The following is a 23,791-nucleotide window of genomic DNA, read 5'->3' as shown; positions in this document are numbered from 1 at the left end:
GAGAAGGCGGTCCGGCACGCAGGCGTGTTGGAGAATCGGGTGCACCGGAAGACGAATAGGCAGCTCAGTACGTGGCTGGATCAGCTCGGCCAGGGCTATGATGGATCCAACCGGACAGCTGTCCGCTACCAGGAAACGTACCGGACAGCTGTCCGCTCAGCAAGGCCGGGCCCCTTCGCGAGCCCGCGAGGAGGGCTCGAGTGCCGGAGAAGAAGGACGCACCGCTGCGCTCCGACGCGCAGCGCAACCGCGAACGCATCCTGGAAGTGGCACTGACCGAACTGACCCGCTGCGCCGACACCCCGCTGAGCGCGATCGCCAAGAAGGCGGGCGTCGGTCAGGGCACGTTCTACCGCAACTTCCCCAACCGCGAGGCGCTCGTCCTGGAGATCTACCGCCACGAGATGCAGCAGGTCGCCGACTGCGCGGCCCACCTGCTCGAGACCCGGGAACCCGACCGGGCCCTGCGCGAGTGGATGGACCGGCTCGCCCGGTTCGCCATGGCCAAGGCCGGTCTGGCCGACGCGATCCGTCAGGCCACCGGCACGGCGGCGAAGCCCGAGTACACCCCGGTGACCGCCGCGTCCGAACTCCTGCTCCGCGCCGCCGAGAAGGCCGGCACCATCCGCCCCGGCGTCACCGCGGACGACTTCTTCCTCGCCATCGTCGGCCTGTTCACGATCGATCCGCAGGGCGACTGGGAAGCGCGTGCCGCCCGCCTCTTCGACCTGGTCATGGACGGACTGCGGGCGGGAGCGCCCGGGGCGAAGACCGACTGAGCGGGCACGCCCCCGGACAGCACGGCACAGCAGCTCCTGCGCCGGATCAAGCAGGCGCTGGACCCGCACGGCACCATCGCACCCGGCCGCTACGGACCAGCGCCGGAGGGCCCTACCGGTTGACGCAGGGCCCTGAGCCCCTTCTCCTGGCCGCACCCGCGGTTCCGCGGCCGCCGGAAGGGGCCCTCGGCCTTCCGTGCCCGTCGTGGTCACGGAGAACCCGAACTCCCGGTGTGGCAGGACGACTTCAGTCCTGGCGGTGGACCTCGACGAGGAGCGCCTGCGCCGGGTTGAGGGTGGGCATCGGCAGGCCGGCGGTGGTCAGGACGGCGCCGGGCAGGGTGAGCCAGTCGTCCACGGCTGCCGTCAGCCACAGGGGTGGTGCCACCTGGTGGAACGAGGGCAGGCCGAGCTCGGTGCGCACGCGGAGCCGGTAGCGGGCGTCGGGGTCCAGACCGGGAAAGGGAGTACGGCCGGACTGGCCTTCGGGGGAAGTGGCCACGCGCGCCCAGGAGTACAGCGCCCTCGATCCGTCCTGAGCCACCACTCCGTGCAGGACGCGGGACTCGTCCTCAAGGTCGGCACGGACCGTGCGACCGGTGTGGAGCAGGGGGCGCAGCTCGCGGTAGAGGGTGCCCCAGGCGGTCAGCCTGGTCAGCTCCTCCGCCGAGCACTCGTTCAGGTCCTGCTCGATGCCCGCGTGCCCGAACAAGGCGGTGATCAGGCGGAACGTGTCGGAGGTGACGCGGTCCGTCGTGTGGCTGCGCGCGGCGCCCACGTGGGAGCCGACCAGTTCGGGCGGGAGGAGTTGGCCGGTCCAGTTCTGGATCGCCTGGCGTTCCACGGGGTCGTTGCAGTCCGAGGGCCACACCCGGTCGGTGCGGGCGAGTACGCCCAGGTCGACACGGCCGCCGCCACTGGCGCAGCTCTCGATCTCCAGAGCGGGGTGCTGCTGCTTGACCGCGTCCAGCAGCCGGTACAGCGCCTCGACCTGGGCGTGGGCCGCGGGCCGGTCGCCGGGAGCGTGCACGGCTTCGTGGAGTTCCCGGTTGTGGTCCCACTTCAGGAAGGCGATGTCGTAGCTTCCGACGAGTGCGTCCAGTGACTTCAGGAGGTAGTCGAAGACCTCGGGGCGGGAGAGGTCCAGGACGTGCTGATGGCGTGCGGACGGGCCGAGGCCGGCGGCGGGACCCAGGATCCAGTCGGGGTGGGTACGGGCCAGGTGGGAGTCGAGGTTCACCATCTCCGGCTCGACCCAGAGTCCGAAGTCCATGCCCAGCGCCCGGACATGGTCGGCGAGCGGGGTGAGTCCCTCGGGCCAGACGGCCGGGTCGGGGAGCCAGTCGCCGAGCCCCGCGGTGTCGGCGCGACGGCCGCGGAACCAGCCGTCGTCGAGCACGAAGCGCTCGACCCCCACCGCGGCGGCACGCTCGGCCAGGGCCTTGAGCCGGCCGAGGTCGTGGTCGAAGTAGACCCCTTCCCAGCTGTTGAGGACGAGGGGCCGGGGGCCGCGCGGATGCTGGGGGCGTGCCCGCAGGTGGCGGTGGAAGCGGTCCGCGATGCCGTCCAGGCCGTCCGCCGACCATGCGAAGTGGCAGCGCGGGGTGCGGTACGAGTCGCCGGGCGCCAGGCGGATCTCGCCCGCCCGCAGGAGTTCGCCACCGCCGAGCGCCGAGGCGTGTACGCCTGCTCCTTCCGGGAGTTGCTCGACCAGGTAGCGCTGGTCGCCGCTCCAGGCCACGTGCACGGCCCACACTTCACCGGTGCGGAATCCGAAGCCGGGCACTCCCACCGTCAGGAGATAGGGAGAGTCGACGCCGGGTTTGCCGCGTCGCACGTCACGGACATGGGACCCCTGGTGCAGCGGGCGCCGCTGAGGGGAGCGCTCCCGGCTCCACTTTCCGGTGAAGTCCAGGATCTCGGTGGCCCGGCGCGGCAGGGGCAGCAGGGTCAGTGCGCCGGACAGGTCGTACGGCGCCGGGTCGCTGCTCTCGGCGCTGTCGGCGCCCTCGGCGCGGGAGAGGACGGCGTCGGCGGTGAGGATCCCGTGGGTGTCCAAAGCGTAGGTGAGTGTGATGTCCAGTCCGGACGCCGCTTCGGTCAACCGCAGTTCGAGCTCGCCGCCGCCCTCGGGGTCGGCGCGGTGGGTGGCTCCGGTCAGGGTCGGACGGGGAGCGCCGGCCGTGCCGGACAGATGGCCGTGGTGGGCCGGGGTACCGGACCAGCCGTCCGCCTCGGTGGGCCAGACGGTGAAGCGGCGCGGGGTGTCCAGGGCGTTGTTGAGCAGCGCGGGTTCTGCGGTCAGGCTCAGGGCCGTCAGGTCCTCGGTGGTCAGTTCACCCAGGTCGGCTCCCCAGTGCAGGACTCTGGGCACCGGTTCGGTCAGTTCGACGGCGAAGCAGGTGCCGGCCGCGCGCAGGCTGACGATTCGCGCGGGGGTGGTGGGCATACGGTCTCTTTTCAGGGAGGGCGGCAGGACGCGCCGTACGGGCCGCGTCCCGGTCGCGATGCGCCGAAGAGGCGGCGGTCACTTCTTGGTCAGGATGTCCTTCGTCTTGGCCTGCATGTCGGCGAAGACGCTGTCGTCCTTCTGCCCGCCGAAGTATGCCTCGATCAGCGGCTCGATCGCGTCCTGCAGCTCCGCGCCGTTGTTGAAGTCCGGAGAGGGGTAGAGCTCCTTGTTCTTGAGCATGTCGGTGAAGACCGTGAGGTCGACGCCCTGCGCCTTGAGCGCCTTGGCGGAGGCGTCCATCGAGGCGGGGATGGACGGGAAGAAGGTGCCGGTCGCCGACGCCTTCGTCTGGCAGGTCTCGGAGCCCATGTAGGAGACCCACTTCCAGGCCAGGTCCGGGTTCTTCGTGCCGGCCCAGATGGTGTTCCCGTTGGAGTTGCTGAAGACGGCACGGGTCTTGCCGTCGGGGCCGAGGACCGTGGGACCGATACCGACCTTGATGTTGGGGATCTTGGCGAAGGTGGACGCCGACCACGATCCGCCGGTCTCCATCGCGACCTTGCCCGAGGAGAGCAGGTCGACGTCGGAGACGGTGTTGGTGAACGTACCGATCTTGGGTGCGTAGCCCTTCGCGACCAGGGTGCGGATCCAGTCCATGGTCTTCACCAGGCGCGGGTCGTTGTAGTTCAGCTCGGTCGGCCAGTTGGCCTTGTTGCCGAGCCGCCAGCCCGTCGTGGAGACGAAGGAGCTCCAGGTGGACTGGCCCAGGAAGTCCTTGGCGGCGAGCTGGCCGAAGCCGTAGGTCTTGATGTGTGCCTTGTCGAAGCCCGGCTGGTCACCGCGTCGGCCCTTGGTGTCGAGGGTCAGATGGGCGATCATCTTGCCGATCGTGCCGCCGTTGTCGGGGTTCCAGTTCAGGTTCTGGACGTCCTTGGCGCTGTATCCGGCCTTGGTGAGCATGTCGCTGTTGTAGTAGAGGCCGGTGGCCGCCCAGTCCAGGGGCAGGCCGTACTGCTTGCCGTCGGTGTACTTCCAGGAGTCGACGCCGACGGAGAAGCGCGACAGGTCGAAGCCGTCCTTCTTGATGTAGTCGTCCAGCGGGAGCAGCTGGTGCTGGTCGGCGTACTGCGGGAAGAACTGGACGCTGTTCTGGAACGCGTCGGGGGCCTTGTTGGCCACGAAGCCGGCGGTGAGCTTGGTGAAGTAGTCCACGACGTTGTACTGGGTGATCTTCACCGTGACGCCCGGGTTGGCCTTCTCGAAGTCCTTGGCGCAGACCTTGTAGGCGGCCGCCTGCTTGTCGTCCCAGGTCCACCAGTTCAGGGTGCCGGAGCCGGAACCGCCGTCGGAGTTGGAGGAGCAGGCGGAGAGGAGGGCCGCCAGGGTGAGCGAGGCTCCCAGGGCCACAGCCTTGCGAACTCTCATGGTTCCTTCTTTCACTGATCACTTGAGGCCGGAGAAGCCGATGGAGTTGACGATGCGTTTACCGAAGGCGACGAAGAGCAGCAGCATCGGCAGCGCCGCGATGAGGGCGGCGGCCATCAGGCCCGCCCAGTCGGGGGCGGCTTGGGGCGAGGACTGCTTGAAGACGCCGAGTGCGAGGGTGAGCGGTTGGACGTTCTGGTCGTTGGCGATCAGCAGCGGCCAGAAGTAGTCGTTCCAGGCGTTGACGAACATCAGCAGCGACACGGTGGCGATCGGCGCGGTCGACATCGGCAGGATGATCCGGAAGAAGATCCGCAGCGGGCCGGCGCCGTCGATGATGGCGGCCTCCTCGACCTCGCTGCTCAGGCCGAGCATGAACTGCCGCAGGAAGAACAGCGTGAAGGCCTGGAAGAGGCCGCCGGGCAGGATGAGTCCGGCAAAGGTGTCGGTGAGTCCCAGGTCCTTCACGAGGACGAAGTTGGGCAGCAGCGTGAACACGCTGGGCACCATCAGGGCGCTGATCAGGATGTTGAACACCAGGTCGCGGCCGCGCCAGTGCAGCCGGGAGAACGCGTAGGCGGCGGCCGCGGAGATCAGCACGATCAGCGCGGTCTGCACCGATGCGTAGATCACCGAGTTGCGCAGATAGAGCGCGATGTCGAGGGTGGCGCCGGAGCCGCCCTGGGCCTGGGCCTCCGCGGTGGAGGCGAGGCCCAGGACCCGCTCGAAGGCGCCCCAGGTGAAACCGACCGGCAGCGGCGAGGACGGATTGGTCGCCAGCTTGTAGTTGTTCGACAGCGCGGTGCGCAGGATCCAGTAGAACGGGAAGAGCGTGACGAGGACGATGACGCCGAGGTAGATCCAGGCCACGGCCCTGCCGGGCGAGAACCTGCGGGTGCTGGTGCGGGGCGAGCGCTTGGGGAGGGTCGCCCGGCCGGGTGCGATGGTGACAGCCATGGCGGTCTCCTTCAGTTCAGGTCGGATTCGTTGGCGCGGGCGAGCCGCAGCTGGGTGAAGGTGACCGCGATGAGCAGGGCGAACAGGGCCAGCGACATGGTGGCGGCGTAACCGAAGTCGAACTGCCGGAAGGCCTTGCGGTAGATGTACATCTGCAGCACGTTCGAGGCGTTGGCCGGACCGCCCTCGGTGGTGACCTGGACGATGTCGAACACCTGGAAGGAGTTGATCACCGTCAGGACGACCACCATGACGAGGATCGGCCGCAGCAGGGGCACGGTCAGCCGGCGGAACATCTGTATCTCGCTCGCGCCGTCGACGCGGCCGGCCTCGTAGATGGTCGGCGGGATGGTCCCCAGGCCGGCGAAGATCAGCAGGGCGTAGTAGCCCATCCACTTCCACACGCTGATCGCGGCGAGCGAGGGGATCGCCCATCCCCCGCTGCCGAAGAACAGGATGGAGTGGCCGGTCACGTGCTTCAGCGCGATGTTGACGATGCCGAGGGTCGGATCGAGCATCCACTGCCACACCAGGGCGGCGATGACGTTGGAGATCAGGAACGGCAGCAGGATCACTCCGCGCAGGACCGACGACCTGGTCACCCGATCCAGCACCACCGCCGTCACCAGGGAGATCAAGGTGCCGAAGACCACGGACAGCAGGACGAAGTAGACGGTGACGAGCAGCGAGTGCCAGAAGACGTCGTCCCCGATCAGCTCCCGGAAGTTGGCCAGTCCCACCCACTGCGGCGGGCTCAGGACGTGGAAGTCGGTGAAGCTGAGGTAGATGCCGCGCAGGGTCGGATAGGCGTAGAAGCCCGCGAAGCCGACCACGGCGGGCAGGATGAGCAGCAGGGCGACCGGCAGGTCCCGGCGGCGTGCCGCCGCCGACCTGGTGGCGCTGGGCCGCCGTCCCTTCCTCGGTGTGGTCTTCTTGTTGACCGGCGAGGTGGCCGTGGTGGCCACCGCGCCCGGTTCACCGGACCGCGGTTTCACCGGCGTTGCGTGGTTGCCCTGTGATGTGACCACCACAGCACCCTCCTTAGTGCGATACGAGCGTGCGGTACGAGCGGTACGAGCTGGTGGACCGGTGGATCAGACGGTGATCTTGTCGATGTCGGGTGCGTAGTCGGTGGCGTTGCCGAAGCTGAGCGTGTTGTCTCCGGCCTTCAGCGGTACGGGGACGGTGAGGGACTGCGGCGCACCCCAGTTGTTGTCGTTGGTGCCCGGCACCGGGACGTGAAGGGTGCTGCCGCCGACGGTGAGGTCGATGACGCGACTCGAGTCGCCGTCCACGTAGTCCAGCTTCAGCAGGTACGTGCCGTCCTTCGGGGCGCTGACGTGGGTGACGGCCACCTCGCCGCCGCCGAGATTGCCGATCTTCTGCCCGCCGGAGCAGCCGTCGCAGCCGGCGACGACGGCATTGCCGGTGAGGGGGTTGCCGGAGGCCTCGGCCTCGTAGGCGGTGGGACCGGTGGACGCGGGCGTGGTGAGCGCGAGGGCCTTGCTCGGAACCGACGTACGGCCCTTGGCGTCGCGGGCGACGACGGTGAAGGTGTGGGCGGCGGCGGCGCTCAAGCCGTTGACCGTGGCCGTGGTGCCGGTGGTGGTGGTCACCGGACGGCCGTCGGCGTAGACGGTGTAGCGGTTGACGGGCGAGGCGCCGGTGTTCACCTTGTCCCAGGCCAGCGAGACGCTCGTCGGGGTGGCGGCGGTGCCGTGCACGCCGAGCGGGGTGCCGGGCTGGTCGCCGTGGCGGGTCGGGGTGAAGGTGAAGAGCCGTGAGCCGTGCGGGGGCAGGTTCTGTGCGAGGTGGCCGGAGACGCGGCCGAGGTTCTTGTGGTTCCACAGGTCGCGGACCGCCGCGGTGCCGTCGATGCCCAGGTCGGCGAAGTCGGCGGTGACGTCGGCGGCGCCGGAACCCAGGTTGAACAGGGCGACTGTGTAACTGCCGTCGGGATTACGGGCGTACCAGGTCTGCTGGTCGGTGGTCTGGCTGACCGGCCGCGCCGGGTGGCCGGCCTGGTCCACGGCGATCACCTCGTCGTTGGTGAGCAGCTTCAGCCCGTAGGAGTCGAGCTTGGTGAGGTCGTCGCCCGAGTACAGGGGCGCCGACTCGATGGCCCACAGGGTCATGTAGCTCTGCCGCTCGGCCTCGGTGAGGCCGTGCATGGCGCCGACTCCGACGTTCAGGGAGTCGAGGTTGTTCCAGTGGCCGGGACCGGCGTCGTCGATCCACTGCACGACGTCGTTCCAGCGTCCCTTCACGGAGTTGTTCCAGGTCACCAGCGTGCTGCAGTAGCACTCGACGTCGGTGTCGATCCGCCAGCCGTTGGAGTTGGCCTTCCAGGTCTCGGCCTTGGTGTGGCTGAGCGACCAGGACAGCGTCAACTGGATGCGGCGGCCGGTCTGTTGGAGCGCGGTGTGCCAGGCCCGCACGTCCGGGGTGTTGTCGTGGTCCGCGTCACCCTGCCAGGAGCCCGGACCCACGCCGTCGACCTTGAGGAAGTCCACGCCGTACCCGGCCAGTTGGTCGGCCAGGGAGTCGATGTACTTCTGCGAGCAGGGGTTGGCGAAGTCCATCTTGTACGCGGAGTTCCACCCGTTGGTCTTGCGCAGGTCGGGGTAGACGAGGTCCGCGGTGGTGCAGCCGGGTGCGTTGTGGATCGCGGTCGTCCCGTCGCCGTACGCGGCGGGGTCGAGGCCCACGGCCAGGTAGAGCCCGAACTTGAGGCCCTTGTGGTGGAGGTAGTCGCCCAGGGACTTCATGCCGTGCGGGAACGTGGTGGGGTTCGCGGTCGGACGGGCGTACTGGTCGAAGCCGTTCGCCCAGCCGGCGTCGACGTTGATGTACTCGTAGCCGTGGGACGTGAGCTTGGCGGCGACCACGTCGGCCTGCTGCTTGATGTGGGCCTCGGTGAGCCAGTTCACCCCGCCGTAGCCGGGGTAGCTGGTGGCCTCCAGGCTCCAACTGCTCCAGCCCATGTACGGCTTGGCGACCAGGAGTGCCTGTTGGCGGCCGGCACCCGACGGCGAGGCACTCGACAGCGAGGCGCTCGACGCCGACGAGGTGGCGTCAGCCGTCGACGGGGAGACGTCGGCCGCCGTCGCGGCGGTCGGCGCGGCGAGGGACACCACCAGGGCGGTGGCGGCCAGCACGGGCAGGCGCCGCAGGCGCGCACCGCCCGTGCGGAGTCTGTGGCTTACGGATGCCGCAGGTCCTGCTGGACGAGCCATGTGATTACTCCATCTCGGCGCGAAAGGCACGGCAGGGCCTTCGGAAGACCCGGAAGTGCCCCTGCACGGTCAGCCGCATGGGGAATTGGCCGAGTGGGCGTTCGGGCGCCCAAGTGGCCGTAAGGCGACGCCCGTTCGGTAGCGCAGCCCGCGATGACTTACGCGGCCGGTCGAGGAGGAAACCGGCCGCCACCTGCGTCGGTGGACGTCCCATCCACCTGTCGCGAGGTGCCGCGAATGTAGCCACGCTTTTCTTCCAGCGTCAACATATTGCACGGCCCGAATCATCGACATTCGCGGAAAGAATGGATCGGGATTCGGGCGATGAGTACGGAAGACGGGCGCTGACCGGCGACGAACCTCTTCTTTCTTCTTTTCCAATGGAAATGTATGGTCGCCGCATGACGCTCGCCGATCAGCCACCCGCGGCCGCTCTGCTGTTCCAGACCCTGCTCGCGCACGGCCCGCTCACCCGCGCCGAGATCGGCCGCCGCACCGGTCTGTCACCCGGCGCGATCACCAAGGTCGCCACTCCCCTGCTGACCGACGGCTGGATCACCGAGCTGGGCCGCACGGCCGAGCGCACCGCCGGCCGGCCGGCCACGCTGATCGCGGTGCGGGCCGACCGCGCCCGGTTCGTGGGCGTGAAGGTGACCGGTGACGAACTCATCGGTGTGCTGGCCGACCTCACCGCACGGCCCCTGGCCACCGCCCGCGCCACCCTCACCTCCCGTGACGTGGGTACGGTCGTGCTGGCCATCGCCCGGCTCGTCGACCGGCTGACCGCGCAGGCACCGCCCCGTGCGGCCGGCGCCCTGCACGGCATCGGCGTCACGATCTCCGGCGACGTCGACGGCCACACCGGCACCGTCCAGTACTCCCCCTTCCTGAACTGGCGCCGCGTTCCCCTCGCCCAGCTCGTCCAGACCGCCACCGGCATACCGACCGTGATCGAGAACGACGTACGCGCCCTGACCGTCGCGGAACAGTGGTTCGGCGTCGGGGTCGGACTGTCGTCCTTCGCCCTGGTCACCGTCGGCGCGGGCATCGGCTGCGGCATCTCCCTCGGCGGCCGGGTCGTCTCCGGGGCCCACGGCGTCTCGGGGGAAGTGGGGCACCTCCCCGTGGGCGGGACCGACCGGGTGTGCACCTGCGGCAACACCGGCTGCGTCGAGGCCGTCGCCTCCACCCAGGCCATCACGGAGCAGGCCCGCCAGGCGACGGGCGATCCGGTGCTGACGATGGACCAGGCGGTCCGCCTCGCCCATGCCGGCAACGCCGACGTCCGCGCCGTCTTCGCCCGGGCCGGCCATGCCCTGGGCCTGGCGCTGGCTTCCGTGGCCAACCTCATCGGGCCCGAACGCATCATCATCTCGGGCGAGGGCGTGGCCACCTACGACCTCTACGAGGAGCAGATCCGTGCCACCTTCGCGGCCCGTGCCTTCGGTGCCGCGGCCGACTGCGACCTCGTCGTCAGACCCCTGCCGTTCGAGGAATGGGCCCGCGGGGGCGCCGCCGTCGCCGCGCAGCGCATCTTCGCCCCGGCCAAGTAACCGGCGAGCGCCTCTTCACACCGCCGAACAACCCGCAAGCGCCTCTTCGCCCCCGCCAAGCAGTCAGCAAGCACCTCTTCGCACCGCCGAACAACCCGCGAGCGCCTCTCCTCCGCGCCGCACCACCGAGCAACCCGCGAGCGCCTCTCTCCGCGCCCCGCGCCCCGCGCCGCGCCCGCGCCCGCCCCGCGTGAGCCGTCCTCCGTCAGTCCCCCGTCTCGCAGTCGCCCGTCTCGCAGTCACCCGTCTCGAAAGCGCACGCCATGCTGAAAGCTTTCTCCGCCCAGGACTTCCACCCTGTCCACCGCCCGCCCGGAACGCTCTGGTACGACCGTCCCGCCACCCGCTGGCTCGAAGCGCTGCCCCTGGGCAACGGCCGCCTGGGCGGCATGGTCCACGGCGGCACCGACCGCGAGCGGATCCAGCTCTCCGAGTCCACCGCCTGGTCGGGCGGTCCGTCGGCAACGGACCTCAGTCCGACCGCCGGAGCGCAGGTGCCGCGCATCCGCGAACTTCTCTTCGCCGGAGAACACGCCGAGGCACAGCGGCTCGCGGCCGAGCATCTATTGGGCAGGCCAAGGTCGTTCGGGACGAACCTCCCCCTCCCCGAGGTCCAACTCGCCTTCCCCGACGGGCCTCCGGTCCAGGACTACCACCGGGCCCTCGACCTGGACACGGGCCTCGCCTCGGTCACCTACGAACAGGACGGCGTCCGCGTCACCCGCGAGGTGTTCGCCACCAACCCGCACGGCCTGATCGCGATCCGCCTCACCACGGACCGCCCCGGATCGCTCGGCTTCACCCTGTCCATCCAGGACGGCCTGCTCCCCGGCGACACGACCACCACGGACTCCTCCGTCGTCTTCAGCGGCCACGCCCACGAGAGCCTGCACAGCGACGGGCAGCAGGGCGTCGCCCTGGAGATCCACGCCCGCCTCGAAGCCGACGGCGGCACCGTGCACCGCGCGGGCGAGGCGCTCCGCCTGGAAGGCGCCGACAGCGCGGTCGTCTACGTCGTCGTCGGCACCGACTGGGCAGGGGCGGACCCGCGTGCGCGGGCGGAATCGCTCCTGTCCGCCGGGCTGGAAGCAGGCTACGAAGCCGTCCGGGCGGCCCACGTCGCGGACCACCGGGCGCTGATGCGGCGGGTCTCCCTGGATCTCGGATCGGCACCGCCCGACATCGCGGCCCTGCCCACCGGCACCCGCCGCGACCGGCTCGCCGCCGGCCAGGCCGACGACGCTCTCATAGCGCTGTACTTCCAGTACGGCCGCTACCTGACCGTGGCCGGCTCCCGCCACAACTCCCCGCTGCCGCTTGCCCTGCAGGGGCTGTGGAACGACGGCCTGGCCAGCAGCGCGGCCTGGACGAACGACTTCCACCTGGACATGAACACCCAGCAGAACTACTGGGCCGCCGAGCCGGCCAACCTCGCCGAGTGCCAGGAACCGCTCTTCGGTCTCCTGGAGCTGCTGGCGGACCACGGCCGGGCCACCGCCGGGCAGATGTACGGCGCACCGGGCTGGGTCGCCCACACGGTGACCAACGCATGGGGGTACACGGCACCCGGTTCCGGCATCGGCTGGGGCATGAACGTGACCGGCGGGGCCTGGCTCGCCCTCCAGTTGTGGGAGCACTTCGAGTACGGCCGTGACGAGACGTTCCTCCGGGAGCGCGCGTACCCGGTCCTGCGCGGGGCCGCCGAGTTCCTCCTCGCCTACGCGGTCGAGGAACCGGAGCACGGCCTGCTCGTCACCGGGCCGTCGGAATCGCCGGAGAACTGGTATCTCGCGCCCGACGGCAGCCGGTGTTCGGTGTCCATGGGGGCCACCGCGGACCGGGTGTTCATGGACGCCCTGCTGCGGATCTGCGCGCAGAGCGCCGAGTTGCTCGGTGTGGATGCCGACCTGCGGACCAGGATCGCCGCCGCGCGCCGCCGGCTGCCGCCGTTCCGGATCGGGCGGCACGGGCAACTGCAGGAGTGGCTGCACGACTACGAGGAGGCCGAGCCGAGCCACCGGCACACGTCCCATCTCAGTGCCCTGTTCCCGGAGCGCCAGATCACCCCGCGCGGCACACCGGAGCTCGCCCGCGCCGCCGAGGTCACCATCGAGCGCAGGCAGCAGGCCCCGGGCTGGGAGCAGACCGAGTGGGTCGAGGCCAACTTCACGGTCTACTTCGCCCGTCTCCTCGACGGCGACTCGGCCCTCAAGCACCTCACCAGCCTGATCGCGGACGCCAGCGAGGCGAACCTGATGACGTTCTCCGCCGGCGGGGTGGCGGGCGCGGCGCAGAACATCTACTCCTTCGACGGCAACGCCGGCGGCACGGCGGGAGTCGCCGAGATGCTCCTGCAGTCCGACGGCCGCGAGGTCGAACTGCTGCCCGCGCTGCCGTCCGGCTGGCCCGAGGGAAGCGTGTGCGGGCTGCGCGCCCGTGGCGGGCTCACCGTGGACATCCGGTGGCGGGACGGGCGGCTGGAAGCCGCGCGGATCCGGGCGTCCCGGGCCGCCGACGTCCGGCTGCGGTACGGCGCCGGTCTCCTCGACGTACGGCTCGCCGGGGGAGAGACGCTTGCCTTCGGCCTCGGCTGAGGGCAAGCGCCGGTGACGTCGTCACTGGGCGATCTGGCCGCCGTCGACGAGCAGGGTCTGCCCGGTCATCGCGGTCGCGTCGAGCGCCACGAACGCCACGGCCGTCGCGATCTCCTCGGCCTCCAGCAGCCGTCCCATCGGGATCTGGCCGATCCACTGCGTCATCCGCAGCGGATCGTCCATCCCGACGGTGTCCAGGATGGGGGTGCGGGTCCGGCCCGGCGCGACGGCGTTGACCCGCACTCCGTGCGGCGCCCACTCGACCGCGAGGGACCGCGCCAGCTGGGCTACTCCGGCCTTCGCCACGTCGTAGGCGACGTGGTACTCGGGATTGGAGCCGATGAAGGCGGCGATGGAGGAGATGTTCACGATCGAGCCGGAGCGTCGGCCCACGAAGTGCCGTCCGAACTCGCGGCAGGCCACGAAGGTGCCGGTCAGGTCGACGGCGAGGATGCGGTTCCAGAGGTCGTCCGACACGTCGAGGGCCGCGTCCTCGTGGGCGATACCGGCGTTGTTGACCAGGACGTCGACGCGGTCGAAGCGCCGTACGACCTCGTCGGCCGTCTCCGCGACGGCCCGGGGGTCGGAGACGTCCAGGGGCAGGAAGTCGCCGCCCACCTCCTTGGCCACGGCGGTGCCGGTCTCCGTGTTGCGGTCGGTGACGACCACCCGTACGCCACGGGCCGCGAGCGCCACGGCGATGGCGCGCCCGATTCCCTGGCCCGCGCCGGTCACGACGGCCACTCGCTCGTCGGTGTGCCTCAGGGGCGACTCGGTCATCTTCTTCCTTCCGTCGGTGGATGCGTGGGGCGGCTTCACAGGGTCCTGGCCGACCCCACTTCGGGGATCTGCCAGCGGACGCGCGCGGCCGGATCGATCGCGGTCGAGGCGCCCGGCGACTGCGGACGCTCCATGAGCCCTTCGCGTACGACGCTGCGCTCGACGAAGGCCTCCTGCGTCCAGGGGATGAACTCCACCAGCGGCGGCACCTCGGACAGGACCGTCCCCACCAGGTGCTGGTGCACCTGCATCATGTCGCCGGCGTGCGGCGCGAACCGCAGTCCCCGCGCCGCCGCGTGCGAGGCGATCTGCAGGAACTCGGTCACCCCGCCGACCCGGGTGACGTCGGCCTGGACGACCCGGATGGCGTCGGCCGCCATGAAGGAGGCGAACTGGTGGTAGGAGTAGATGCTCTCCCCGGCCGCCACGTCCAGCCGCGTCGACGCCTGGAGGCGGGCGTGCGCCTGGAGGTCGTCGGCGTGGAAGGGTTCCTCGACCCAGTCCATCGCCGCCTCCTCCAGGACCGGCATGATCTGGTTCGCCGTCGACAGGTCCCAGCGCTGGTTGGCGTCGCACATCAGGGTCACGTCGTCGCCGAGCGCCCGGCGGACCGCGCGCACGCGGCGGGCGTCCTCCCGCCAGTCGGACCGGCCCACCTTGATCTTCACCCGGGACCAGCCGTGGTCGACGAGCGCGGTGAGGTCCCGGACGAGTTCGCTGTCGGAGAGGTTGAGCCAGCCTCCGTCGGTGTTGTACGCCTCCACGCTCTCCTGCGTGCCACCGAGGAGGCGCCACAGGGGCATGCCGGCCCGCTGCGCGGCGAGGTCCCACAGGGCGATGTCGACCATCGCCAGCGCCATGTGCACGACGCCCGCCCGGCCCATCCAGTGCGTGGGCAGCCAGTACAGACGCTTCCAGGTGCCCAGGATGTCCTCCGACGAGGTGTCCAGAAGGGCATCGGCGTAGTAGGAAAGGATCACGTCGGAGAGGAGCTCGGGAGCGCAGTGCACGCCGGAGATACCCGTGCCGATACGGCCGTCGGCGGTGCGGATCTCGACCACGGGTACCGTCCAGTGCGCCATGGCGGCGGTGGAGTCGGCGATGGGCCGCTTCAGGGGCACGGCGAGGGCGTAGGTCTCCACGGAGGTGATCACCGCACCGTCGTCGCCGCGCAGGAGGTCCGCTCCGTGCGCGGACAACAGGCCGCGGGCGGTGCCGAAGGAAGTCTGATCGGTCATTGTTCCAGTCGGCCATGGCCGTCGGAACTCGTCAACGGCGAAATGCGAATACACATGATCTGCCGCGCAGATGCCCTGCCGCCGGAAGGAATTCCGTACCGGCGGCGGCCCGGCTGTGCGGCGAGGAGGTTCGGTCAATGACTCTCGAACTGGCCTGGTTGCGCACCTGGGTCGAGGTCGTGGATACCGGCGGCTTTACCAGAGCGGCCGAAAAGTTGCATTTGTCGCAACCACGCGTCTCGGCGCACATCGCGAATCTGGAACGCGAACTCGGCTGTCTGCTTATCGAGCGCCGAATCCGGCCGCTCACCCTCACCGACGACGGCCGCGCTCTGCTGGCCCGGGCGCGGGCGGTGCTCGCGGCGGCGGACGAACTGGTCACCGCCCGCCAGACCGACCGGGGCGACATCACGGGAACCGTCACCGTCGCGAGCTTCGCCAGCGGGAGTTCGGAGTTCCTCCCTGGGGTCATCACGGCGCTGCAGGAGGAGCACCCGGGGATCCGGGTGGCGGTCCTGGACGGTGACGTGGACTTCATCGAGGCGGCACTGTCCGAGCGCCGGGTCTCGGTGGCCCTGCGCACGGTCCGGCCGGAGCCGCACGACCACGCCTTCACCATGCGTCCGTTGTGGCGGGAGCCCTTCGTCATGCTCGCCCCGACCGGCCATCCCCTGCTGGAGAAGAGCGAGGTCGATCTCGCGGACTTCACGGGACAGCGCGTCATCACGATCGGCGATCCGCTCGCCAACACGGTGGTCGGTTACGAGGCCGAGGTCGAGTTGAGCATCAAGGACCTGGTCGCGCCGAGCGGAATCGTGTCCCATCAGCCGACCACGCTCGGCGCGATGGTGCGTGCCGGGCACGGAATCGGCGTCATCAACTACCTGGGCGGGGTGATGGTCCTGCGCGAGGGAATGGAAATGCGTCCCATTCGCCGTCTCAACCGGTATCGGGACGTGGGAATCTGGTGGCACTCCGAGCGACCGCTCGGCGCGGCCGCACAGGCTTTCATCCAAGCGGTGATAAAGGCTCCGCGGCCCGAGGGGACGACCGCCATTCCACCGCTTTGACGAGGCGGGGACGCATTCGCGGGGCGAATAACCCCCATCCGTGAATCGCCGTTGACGATCTCGGGGTGACCGGGGTGAGGTTGGTCGAAAGCCGCAAGGATCGGAGTCGCGATGGCCACTGTCCGTACGTACTCGAATCTCGATGTGGCGGTACGCAGCGATACGGCGGACGTGGGTGAGGGGCCGGTGTTCGACCCGCGTACCGGGCATCTCCTCTGGGTCGACATCTACGGCTGCAAGGTGTACGACGACGATCTGTCCACCGGGAGGCAGACCGTCACGGAGGTCGGCACGATGGTCGGTGCGGTCGCGCCCCGCACCGCGCAGGAGGGCTTCGCCGCCGCGGTGGCGGACGGGTTCGGTTTCGTCACCGCCGACGGGCTGACGCTGGTCGACCCGGTGCTGCCCGAGCCGAACCTGCGCATGAACGACGGCAAGGTGGACTCCCACGGCCGGTTCTGGGCCGGCAGCAACGACATGGAGTTCGCGCCGGGCCAGGGCCGGCTGCACCGGTGGGACGGCGACGGACCGAGCGTCGTCGTCGCGGACGGTCTCGTCCTGCCGAACGGCCTCGGCTGGAACGCCGAGGACACCATCCTGTACCTGGCCGACAGCTATGCCAACCTCCTCTACCGGGCCGACTTCCACGCCGGGCCGGGAGAGCTCGGCCGCCTGGAGGTGCTGGCCAAGACCGAGGGGGCCGGCGTTCCCGACGGTCTCGCCGTCGACGTGGAGGGGTGTTTCTGGGTGGCCATGCACGGGGGCCGCGAGGTGCGGCGGTACGACCCGGCCGGGCGGGTCGTCGGAGTCGTTCCGGTGCCCGTCCTCCAGCCGACCAGTTGCGCCTTCGGCCCGGACGGCCGCCTGTACATCACCTCGGCCCGCAACGGCCTGTCCGCCGAGGAGTTGGCAAGGTCCCCGCTGTCCGGTTCGGTCTTCGTCATCGAGACCGGTACGCAGGGGGTCCCCGTCCGGCCGTTCCGGGCCTGACGGAACCGCCCCCGGGGCACGGGGCATTCGCATTCCGGATGAATGACCATCGATAACCGTCTTTCCCTTGTGCGGTATTGGGGCCATACGGTCGATGGCATGGACAGTGAACGTCGTGACGCAGAGGCAGCGGGCCCGGTGGCAGCCGTCAGGCCGCTGGTGCCCCGGCCCGGTCGGGACGACATCGGGCTGCTCCTCGGGGATGTGTCCCGGGGGACGCCCGTCGAACTCGCCGACGGCACGGCACCGGTCGTCGAGGACATCGCCGCCGGGCACAAGGTCGCGTTGCGCGACATTCCGAAGGGTGCGCCGGTCCGCAAGTACGGCGAGGTGATCGGCGTGGCCCTGGCCGACATCCCGGCGGGCGGCCACGTGCATGTGCACAACCTGGGCATCGGCGGGTGGGAGGAGCCGGCGGCGCGGCCGTCGCCGGCCCGCACGCGGCCCGCCTCCGCCGGCCCCACCCGCGACCACTTCCTCGGATACCGCAGGGCGGACGGGCGGGCGGCCACCCGGAACTACATCGTCGTGGTGCCGACCGTGAACTGCTCCGCCACGGTGGCCCGGATGATCGCCCAGCGGGCCGACGACCGGCACAGGGGGACTCCAGGCCTCGACGGCGTCATCGCGCTCCCGCACGACCTCGGCTGCGGTATGGCGGAGGGCACCCCCGGGGACGCCATCCTGCGGCGCACCCTGCGCGGCTACCTCGGCCACGCCAACGTGGCGGCCGCCCTTGTGATCAGCCTCGGCTGCGAGGTGAACCAGCCGGAGAACCTCCTCGGCGACGACGACGCAACCGAGACCCTGACCATCCAGGATCTCGGCGGCACCGCGGCGACGGTGAACGCGGCCCTCGACCGCATCGAGCACCTGGTCCCGGGGATCGCGCGATCGAGCCGCACACCGATCCCCCTCGCGGAACTGACGCTGGGCCTCCAGTGCGGCGGCAGCGACGCGTACTCGGGGCTGACCGCCAACCCCACCCTCGGCGTCGCGGCCGACCTGCTCGTCGCGGCCGGCGGGAAGGTCGTCCTCGGCGAGACGCCCGAGATCTACGGCGCCCACCACCTGCTGCGGGACCGGGCGTCGAACCCCGGGGCGGCGGCCCGCATCGACGAACTCATCGTCTGGTGGCAGCAGTACACGGCGGCGGGCGGCGCCACGCTCGACAACAATCCGTCGCGCGGAAACCGGGCCGGCGGGATCACCACCATCTGGGAGAAGTCCCTGGGCGCCGTACTCAAGTCCGGGACCAGCCCGCTGAACGACGTCGTCGGATACGGCGAGCCGGTCACCGCACCGGGCCTCACCTTCATGGACACGCCCGGCTACGACCCCGTGTCGGCCACCGGCATGGTCGCCGGCGGCGCCAACCTGCTCGCCTTCACCACCGGACGCGGCTCGCTGTTCGGTTCCCGTCCGGTCCCCTGCCTGAAGATCAGCACCACCAGCGGGCTGTACGAGCGGATGCGCGGCGACATCGACTTCGACGCCGGCCCGGCCATGAGCCACGCCGACCAGGTCTCGTACGGCACCGCCCTGTTCGAGGCCCTCGTGGACATGGCGTCGGGCGCCGGGAGCAAGTCCGAGGCACTCGGCTTCGGGACGGAGGAGATCGTCCCCTGGCGCATGGGGGCGGTCCTGTGACGCGAGCAGGACCTCTTCGACGTACGGCGCATCGACACGGCGCTTCAGCGCCCTACGAACGAAAGGTCGCGGCCAGAACGCTCAAGGCCCTCCGCGGGTCACGGCCGGGGCCGGTGAGCTGGTCGTCGGTGAGGGTGAGGTGTTACCGCCGGTTGTGCCGCCGAGCAGCCCGCCGCCGGTGCCTGCGGTGGTGCCGGTGGTGTCGGTCGGACTTGGGCTGACGCAGTGCCTCCTGTGCCGGTGGCACGGTGTGGTGGTGGGGGTAGGGGAGGCCGGTGCGGTCGGGGTGGCCGTGGGGGTGCTCTGGGGGACGGTCGCGGAGGGTGTGGGCGAGGGTGCGCCGTATTCGTCCGTGCTCTGGCCCAGTTGGGGTGCGGGCGGGAACTGCTGGACGGGTTGTCCCTGGAGGGCGGCGGTCATGTAGCCGGTCCACACCTCGGTGGGCATGTCGGCGCCGAATACCTTGGCGTAGCCGCCGACGCCCTGCATGGACTGCAGGCCGGCCTTCTTCGGGTCCTCCTTGAACATGCTCACAGCCGTGGTCAGTTGCGGGGTGTAGCCGATGAACCAGGCGGACTTGTAGTCGTCGGTCGTACCGGTCTTGCCGGCCGCCGGGCGGCCCAGGGCCTGGGCGTTGGTACCGGTGCCGTTCTTGACGACGCCTCGCAGGACGTCGGTGACGGTGTCGGCGGTCTCGGCGGGCATGGCCACGGTGCCCTTGGGTTTGTCGAAGCCGGGCAACTGCCGGCCGTCGGCGACGACCTTGGTCACCGAGTACGGCTCGTGCTGGATCCCGCCGTCGTCGAAGGTGGCGTACGCGTCTGCCATGCGGATCGCCGACGGTGTGGAGGTACCGATGTAGAAGCCCGGGGTGTCGTACTGCAGGCTCGTACGCAGGAGCCCCGCTTTCAGGGCCTCGCCCTCCACGTTGCCGTAGCCGACGTACTCGCCGAGCTGGACGTAGGGGGTGTTGACCGACTGCTCCATCGCCTTGCGCAGGGTGATGTAACCCCACTTGGTGGAGACGTCGTTGCGCTGGTGCAGGAGCCCCGTGGGGTCGTTCGAGTCCGCCAGCTCCTGGCCCTGCTGGTTCTTGATGGTGATGCCGTCGTCGCCGTCGAACTTCGAGGCGGGGGTGATCGGTGAGGCCGGCTGCCCCGGGGAGAGGACGGCGCCGTGGTCGAGGGCGGCGGCCAGATCGACGGGTTTGAAGGTGGAGCCGACCGGCACGCCGGTCGCGTCCGCGTTGTCCGTCCAGTGCCCCTTGTTCCAGCCGGCCCCGCCGTACAGCGCCACGATCGCGCCGGTGGACGGACTGATCGACGCCGCACCGACCTGGACGTCCTTGTCGGCCGAGCGGTGCTGCGGGTCGAGGTGCCGGTGCTCCATCGCCGCGACGGACGCCGACAGCGCGTTCACCTTCTTCTTGTCGAAGGTCGTGTAGATCTGGTAGCCACCGCGCCCCAGCTGCTGGTCCGTGAGGGAGGCGTGGGCTTCGACGTACTTCTCCGCGGCCTGCACCAGGTAACCGGTCTGCCCGGCCATTCCCGCCGACGGCGAGTACGGCTTGGGCGTGGGGAACCCCGATGCCAGGTAGTGCTGTTCCTGGGCGTCGGTGATCTGGTGGATCTTGGCCATCCGGTCCAGCACGTACTTCCAGCGCGCCTTGGCCTGGGCCTTGGCCTGCGGGTCCGTGTCGGCGTGCATCAGCAGGCTCGGCTCGTTGACCGTGGCGGCGATGAACGCCCCCTGGCTGACGTTCAGCTGGAAGGCGTGCACGTGGTAGTAGGTACGGGCCGCGGCTTCGATCCCGTAGGCGTCCCGGCCGTAGTAGCAGGTGTTGAGGTAGCCCTGCAGTATCTGCTGCTTGGACATCTGGCCGCCGATCTTCAGGGAGATCATGATCTCCCTGAGCTTTCGGGTGACCGACTGGTCCTGGCTGAGGTAGGTGTTCTTCACGAACTGCTGGGTGATGGTGGACCCCGACTGCACCTCACCGCCCGTGGCCATGTGGTAGACGGCGCGGAGCATGCCCTGCGTGTCGACGCCCGGATCGGAGTAGAAGGTCGCGTTCTCCGCGGCGAGGAAGTCCCACTGGACCAGTTTCGGGACCTGCGCGAGATCGACGTTCTGCCGGTTGGTCGACCCCTGGGTGGCCATGACCGAGCCGTCCGACCAGTAGTAGGTGTTGCTCTGCGCCTGCGTACTGGGGTTCGCGCCGGGGATCGTCGTCGTGGCGTAGGCATAGCCGAACAGGCCCACCAGGCCGCCGACGAACAGCAGGAAGGTGCCCGACACCAGCTTCCACGAGGGCAGCCACCGCCGGAGACCGCGCTTGCCCGCCCGCGGGTAGTCGATCAGACCGCGCCGACCGGAACGTCCGGCGTCCGTACGTCGCGTGGCCCCCGCGCGGCGGCCACGCCCGCCCCGGGCCTGGGCGGCCCTGCGCGCCGCGGCCCGGCCACCGTCCGGCATACCGTCAGAGCCGGACGGTATGCCGGACGGCGCGGTCCTCCCCGACGATCGGCGCCGGTGTTCGCTCATTCTCTCCACTCCTCAACCAAGGACACGGCCCCGCCATCGCCGCGAGACCGTCCGCCGGGTGCCTCCTGGGGGCCTGGCCTGGACACGCTGACACCCTCCCCGGAGACTCCTACAAGTCGTAAGAGTAAGTCGCACTCGCAAAAGGCAGGCAACCGCCCACCCAAAGAACGGCCGCTCACTGCCCCGGCGCCTGGGATGCGTCGGGGCAGTCCGTCGTCCTGGTTGGTCAGCCGAGTGACGTGAGGAGGGTGTTGAGTGCCTTGACCTCGGTGGCCTTGTCGGGGCTCGAGGCGCGTAGCGCCGTCAGGACCTGGTCGATCTCGCTGTCGAGGAAGTGCCAGGACTGCTCGCTCTTGGGCTCGAGGGCGGACTGGTCCTTGTCCCAGGCGGTTTCGAGGTCGGTGACTCGGGTGGTCGCCGCCGACTGGTCGCCCGAATCGAGCTTTGCCAGGGTGTCGGCAGCGATCGTGCGGAACTTCGCGATCTCGGCCGGAGGGAACGGCGACGTCGCCTGCTTCGGGGTGAGATGGGCGGTTACCGGTGCGGGGGCGTCTTCCTCACTGGCCGCGGCCGCGTGGGGCTGGTGGTGTGCCCAGACGAGAAGCGCCGCGGTTGCGACCGCTACGACGGCGTAGTACCCGAGCATGATCCGCTCACGCGCCGGGTTCAGCGCTCGCGGGGAATGAGCGAGATCGTCGGTCTCGATGACGTCGCTGCGGCTGACCGTGAGGTACACGACCGTGGCGAGGATCGCACCCAGGAAGATCACGCTGGTCACCGCGGTGCCGAGGCCCAGGCCGCCGTCGCCGCTGGGCGAGCCGAGCCAGTCGCCGAGGTTGGCACCGAGCGGACGGGTGAGGATGTAGGCAAGCCAGAAGGAGAGCACCGCGTTGGCGCCGAGGCGCCACCCGAGGACGATCGCGACGATCAAGCCGAGAGGCAGGAACACGGAGACACCCGGCGTCCAGCCGGTCAGTTCCAGGGTCCAGTCGCCGGTCGCGGTGCCGAGGGCGAAAGTGACCAGGACCGCGAGCCAGTAGAAGAGTTCACGGGGACGCGTGGTGATGGTGTGGACCGACAGGGTCCGCTCGCGGGCGTACCAGATCCCGAAGACAACGGCCAGGAGGCCGGCGAACACGCTACTGCTCAACGCGAGGGGAACGCCCTGGCTGTCGGTGAGGATGTCGGTGTAGAGGGTGCCGGTCACACTCACCACCACGACGGTGAGCCAGTACACGAACGGGACGTAGCGTTTGGTGGTGAGTTGCCAGCCCATGACGCCTGCCAGCACCACGGTGAAGATCAATGCCGTGTTGATCAGGCCCACACCGAGGTTCATGTTGATCCAGTCGGCGAAGCTTTCGCCGACCGTGGTGCAGAGGATCTTGATGACCCAGAACCAGATCGTGACTTCGGGAACCTTGTTCAGCATCTGCCTTGCAGGCGCCCGAAGGTCGTCGGGCGTCGTCGCAGTCGTCATGTAATCCTCGCAAGGAACGAGTGGCAGCGCGGAGGGGCGTCCCTCACGTCTGCGGAACGGTAATTTTCTGGAAATGCATGGCCAGGCGCAGTCTCAGACCCGCGGGGCTGCGGTACGACTGCGATTGCCCGTCAAGCCTGCGTGGGAAGCGCTCGGCTTCTCAGGTCAGACCGCGCCCATGCCGGTCGACCGGAAAGTCCCCTATTTCCTGGCCGGCCCAGTGAAATCGTGAAGCCAATTCCAACCCCGGTCTGCAGAATCAAGCCGGGACTCTGGAAGCACTGGGCTATCAGACGTTTCATCGCTCATGCTGCCCGACTGTGCCAGCTGGAACCTGAACATATCCTGACTGCCACGGCGAGCGATGAGTTCTACGGGCGGATCGGGTCAGCCCTGGCATGACGCGCATCATCGCTGACATCTCGGTCTCCCTCGACGGCTTCGTCACCGGGCCCCGCCCCGGCCCGGACAACGGTCTGGGCACCGGCGGCAAGGCCCTGCACACCTGGGCGTTCTCCGACGACCCCGAGGATCACCGGATCCTGCGGGAGGGGACCGCCCGCTCGGGCGCCGTCGTCCTCGGCCGCCGCCTCTTCGACATCGTCGACGGACCGAACGGCTGGGACGACACGATCGGCTACGGCGCCGGCGAGGTCGGCAAGCCCGCCTTCGTCGTCGTGACGAGCTCACCGCCGCAGTCGGTACGGCTCACCGACCTCGACTGGACGTTCGTCACGACCGGCCTGCGCGACGCCGTCACCGCCGCGCGCGAGCGTGCCGAGGCGGCGCCGTCGGGCAGCGGGCAGGACCTCGACGTCATCCTCATGGGCGGTGGCGCCACGGTCGGCTCGGCGCTCGACGCCGGCCTGGTCGACGTGCTTTCCCTGCACCTCGCGCCTGTCGTGCTGGGCAGTGGGACACCGCTGTTCACCGGCGCAGCGCCGCGCACACTGGTGCAGCGAAGCGTGACCGCGACATCGACCGCGACACACCTGACGTACGACGTCCTGTGACAACGCCGTGCGGCCCGAACGGTCGATCTC

Annotated in this window: 16 protein-coding genes; 7 read left to right on the top strand and 9 right to left on the bottom strand. The window is 69.8% G+C overall.

The genetic code is table 11. The features are described 5' to 3' along the window. The first annotated feature begins 200 nt into the window (after nt 1-200). Complete coding sequence (locus ACGFZQ_RS32275) at nt 201-779, top strand: TetR/AcrR family transcriptional regulator (protein WP_393843291.1); 579 nt, start codon at nt 201-203, stop codon at nt 777-779. Between the two features lie 247 nt (nt 780-1,026). On the opposite strand, the gene ACGFZQ_RS32270 is transcribed toward ACGFZQ_RS32275, so the two are convergent. The 5 genes from ACGFZQ_RS32270 to ACGFZQ_RS32250 all read right to left on the bottom strand — a co-directional run bounded on the left by ACGFZQ_RS32270 (nt 1,027) and on the right by ACGFZQ_RS32250 (nt 8,849). After that, on the bottom strand, nt 1,027-3,228 hold the full coding sequence (locus tag ACGFZQ_RS32270) for an alpha-galactosidase (RefSeq protein ID WP_393843290.1): 2,202 nt from the start codon (nt 3,226-3,228) through the stop codon (nt 1,027-1,029). A gap of 78 nt (nt 3,229-3,306) precedes the next feature. Further along, on the bottom strand, nt 3,307-4,656 hold the full coding sequence (locus ACGFZQ_RS32265; RefSeq protein ID WP_393843289.1) for an ABC transporter substrate-binding protein: 1,350 nt from the start codon (nt 4,654-4,656) through the stop codon (nt 3,307-3,309). A gap of 18 nt (nt 4,657-4,674) precedes the next feature. Next, on the bottom strand, nt 4,675-5,613 hold the full coding sequence (locus ACGFZQ_RS32260; protein WP_393843288.1) for a carbohydrate ABC transporter permease: 939 nt from the start codon (nt 5,611-5,613) through the stop codon (nt 4,675-4,677). Between the two features lie 11 nt (nt 5,614-5,624). Next, nucleotides 5,625-6,644: a carbohydrate ABC transporter permease gene (locus ACGFZQ_RS32255; RefSeq protein ID WP_393843287.1), complete on the bottom strand. Its 1,020-nt coding sequence runs from the start codon at nt 6,642-6,644 to the stop codon at nt 5,625-5,627. A 63-nt stretch (nt 6,645-6,707) separates the two neighbouring features. Then, complete coding sequence (locus tag ACGFZQ_RS32250; RefSeq protein ID WP_393843286.1) at nt 6,708-8,849, bottom strand: fibronectin type III domain-containing protein; 2,142 nt, start codon at nt 8,847-8,849, stop codon at nt 6,708-6,710. A gap of 401 nt (nt 8,850-9,250) precedes the next feature. Here ACGFZQ_RS32250 and ACGFZQ_RS32245 point away from each other — a divergent pair, with 401 nt between their 5' ends. Both ACGFZQ_RS32245 and ACGFZQ_RS32240 read left to right on the top strand, forming a co-directional pair. After that, complete coding sequence (locus ACGFZQ_RS32245) at nt 9,251-10,402, top strand: ROK family protein (RefSeq protein ID WP_393843285.1); 1,152 nt, start codon at nt 9,251-9,253, stop codon at nt 10,400-10,402. Between the two features lie 263 nt (nt 10,403-10,665). Beyond that, a complete protein-coding gene (locus ACGFZQ_RS32240) occupies nt 10,666-12,996 on the top strand; it encodes a glycoside hydrolase N-terminal domain-containing protein (RefSeq protein WP_393843284.1) in 2,331 nt (776 codons plus the stop codon). A gap of 21 nt (nt 12,997-13,017) precedes the next feature. Here ACGFZQ_RS32240 and ACGFZQ_RS32235 read toward each other — a convergent pair whose 3' ends face one another. Together ACGFZQ_RS32235 and ACGFZQ_RS32230 are read right to left on the bottom strand one after the other, a co-directional pair. Further along, complete coding sequence (locus ACGFZQ_RS32235; RefSeq protein ID WP_393843283.1) at nt 13,018-13,776, bottom strand: SDR family NAD(P)-dependent oxidoreductase; 759 nt, start codon at nt 13,774-13,776, stop codon at nt 13,018-13,020. 35 nt (nt 13,777-13,811) lie between these two features. Next, nucleotides 13,812-15,014, bottom strand: coding sequence for a mandelate racemase/muconate lactonizing enzyme family protein (locus tag ACGFZQ_RS32230; RefSeq protein ID WP_393843282.1), 1,203 nt, complete (start codon nt 15,012-15,014; stop codon nt 13,812-13,814). 158 nt (nt 15,015-15,172) lie between these two features. Here ACGFZQ_RS32230 and ACGFZQ_RS32225 point away from each other — a divergent pair, with 158 nt between their 5' ends. The 3 genes from ACGFZQ_RS32225 (at nt 15,173) to ACGFZQ_RS32215 (ending at nt 18,724) form a co-directional block, all read left to right on the top strand. Further along, on the top strand, nt 15,173-16,084 hold the full coding sequence (locus tag ACGFZQ_RS32225) for a LysR family transcriptional regulator (protein ID WP_393843281.1): 912 nt from the start codon (nt 15,173-15,175) through the stop codon (nt 16,082-16,084). A gap of 111 nt (nt 16,085-16,195) precedes the next feature. Then, complete coding sequence (locus ACGFZQ_RS32220) at nt 16,196-17,074, top strand: SMP-30/gluconolactonase/LRE family protein (RefSeq protein ID WP_393843280.1); 879 nt, start codon at nt 16,196-16,198, stop codon at nt 17,072-17,074. 99 nt (nt 17,075-17,173) lie between these two features. Continuing rightward, nucleotides 17,174-18,724, top strand: a complete 1,551-nt coding sequence (locus ACGFZQ_RS32215) for a UxaA family hydrolase (RefSeq protein ID WP_393843279.1) — start codon at nt 17,174-17,176, stop codon at nt 18,722-18,724. Between the two features lie 81 nt (nt 18,725-18,805). Here ACGFZQ_RS32215 and ACGFZQ_RS32210 read toward each other — a convergent pair whose 3' ends face one another. Continuing rightward, nucleotides 18,806-21,268, bottom strand: coding sequence for a transglycosylase domain-containing protein (locus ACGFZQ_RS32210; RefSeq protein ID WP_393843278.1), 2,463 nt, complete (start codon nt 21,266-21,268; stop codon nt 18,806-18,808). A gap of 226 nt (nt 21,269-21,494) precedes the next feature. Beyond that, nucleotides 21,495-22,748: a hypothetical protein gene (locus tag ACGFZQ_RS32205; protein ID WP_393843277.1), complete on the bottom strand. Its 1,254-nt coding sequence runs from the start codon at nt 22,746-22,748 to the stop codon at nt 21,495-21,497. Between the two features lie 398 nt (nt 22,749-23,146). Here ACGFZQ_RS32205 and ACGFZQ_RS32200 point away from each other — a divergent pair, with 398 nt between their 5' ends. Continuing rightward, a complete protein-coding gene (locus ACGFZQ_RS32200) occupies nt 23,147-23,761 on the top strand; it encodes a dihydrofolate reductase family protein (RefSeq protein WP_393843276.1) in 615 nt (204 codons plus the stop codon). Nucleotides 23,762-23,791 lie beyond the last annotated feature (30 nt).

This window comes from Streptomyces sp. NPDC048254, assembly GCF_043201895.1.
Lineage (GTDB): Bacteria > Actinomycetota > Actinomycetes > Streptomycetales > Streptomycetaceae > Streptomyces.
The sequence above is the reverse complement of the archived record's forward strand: the minus strand, read 5'-3'. Positions and strand labels throughout refer to the sequence as shown.

Coding starts and splice junctions, on each gene's coding strand:
- ACGFZQ_RS32260 (WP_393843288.1), bottom strand. CDS start 5,613: ATGGCTGTCACCATCGCACCCGGCCGGGCGACCCTCCCCAAGCGCTCG.
- ACGFZQ_RS32200 (WP_393843276.1), top strand. CDS start 23,147: ATGACGCGCATCATCGCTGACATCTCGGTCTCCCTCGACGGCTTCGTC.
- ACGFZQ_RS32245 (WP_393843285.1), top strand. CDS start 9,251: ATGACGCTCGCCGATCAGCCACCCGCGGCCGCTCTGCTGTTCCAGACC.
- ACGFZQ_RS32265 (WP_393843289.1), bottom strand. CDS start 4,656: ATGAGAGTTCGCAAGGCTGTGGCCCTGGGAGCCTCGCTCACCCTGGCG.
- ACGFZQ_RS32240 (WP_393843284.1), top strand. CDS start 10,666: ATGCTGAAAGCTTTCTCCGCCCAGGACTTCCACCCTGTCCACCGCCCG.
- ACGFZQ_RS32250 (WP_393843286.1), bottom strand. CDS start 8,849: ATGGCTCGTCCAGCAGGACCTGCGGCATCCGTAAGCCACAGACTCCGC.
- ACGFZQ_RS32205 (WP_393843277.1), bottom strand. CDS start 22,748: ATGACGACTGCGACGACGCCCGACGACCTTCGGGCGCCTGCAAGGCAG.
- ACGFZQ_RS32210 (WP_393843278.1), bottom strand. CDS start 21,268: ATGAGCGAACACCGGCGCCGATCGTCGGGGAGGACCGCGCCGTCCGGC.
- ACGFZQ_RS32270 (WP_393843290.1), bottom strand. CDS start 3,228: ATGCCCACCACCCCCGCGCGAATCGTCAGCCTGCGCGCGGCCGGCACC.
- ACGFZQ_RS32220 (WP_393843280.1), top strand. CDS start 16,196: ATGGCCACTGTCCGTACGTACTCGAATCTCGATGTGGCGGTACGCAGC.
- ACGFZQ_RS32230 (WP_393843282.1), bottom strand. CDS start 15,014: ATGACCGATCAGACTTCCTTCGGCACCGCCCGCGGCCTGTTGTCCGCG.
- ACGFZQ_RS32215 (WP_393843279.1), top strand. CDS start 17,174: ATGGACAGTGAACGTCGTGACGCAGAGGCAGCGGGCCCGGTGGCAGCC.
- ACGFZQ_RS32235 (WP_393843283.1), bottom strand. CDS start 13,776: ATGACCGAGTCGCCCCTGAGGCACACCGACGAGCGAGTGGCCGTCGTG.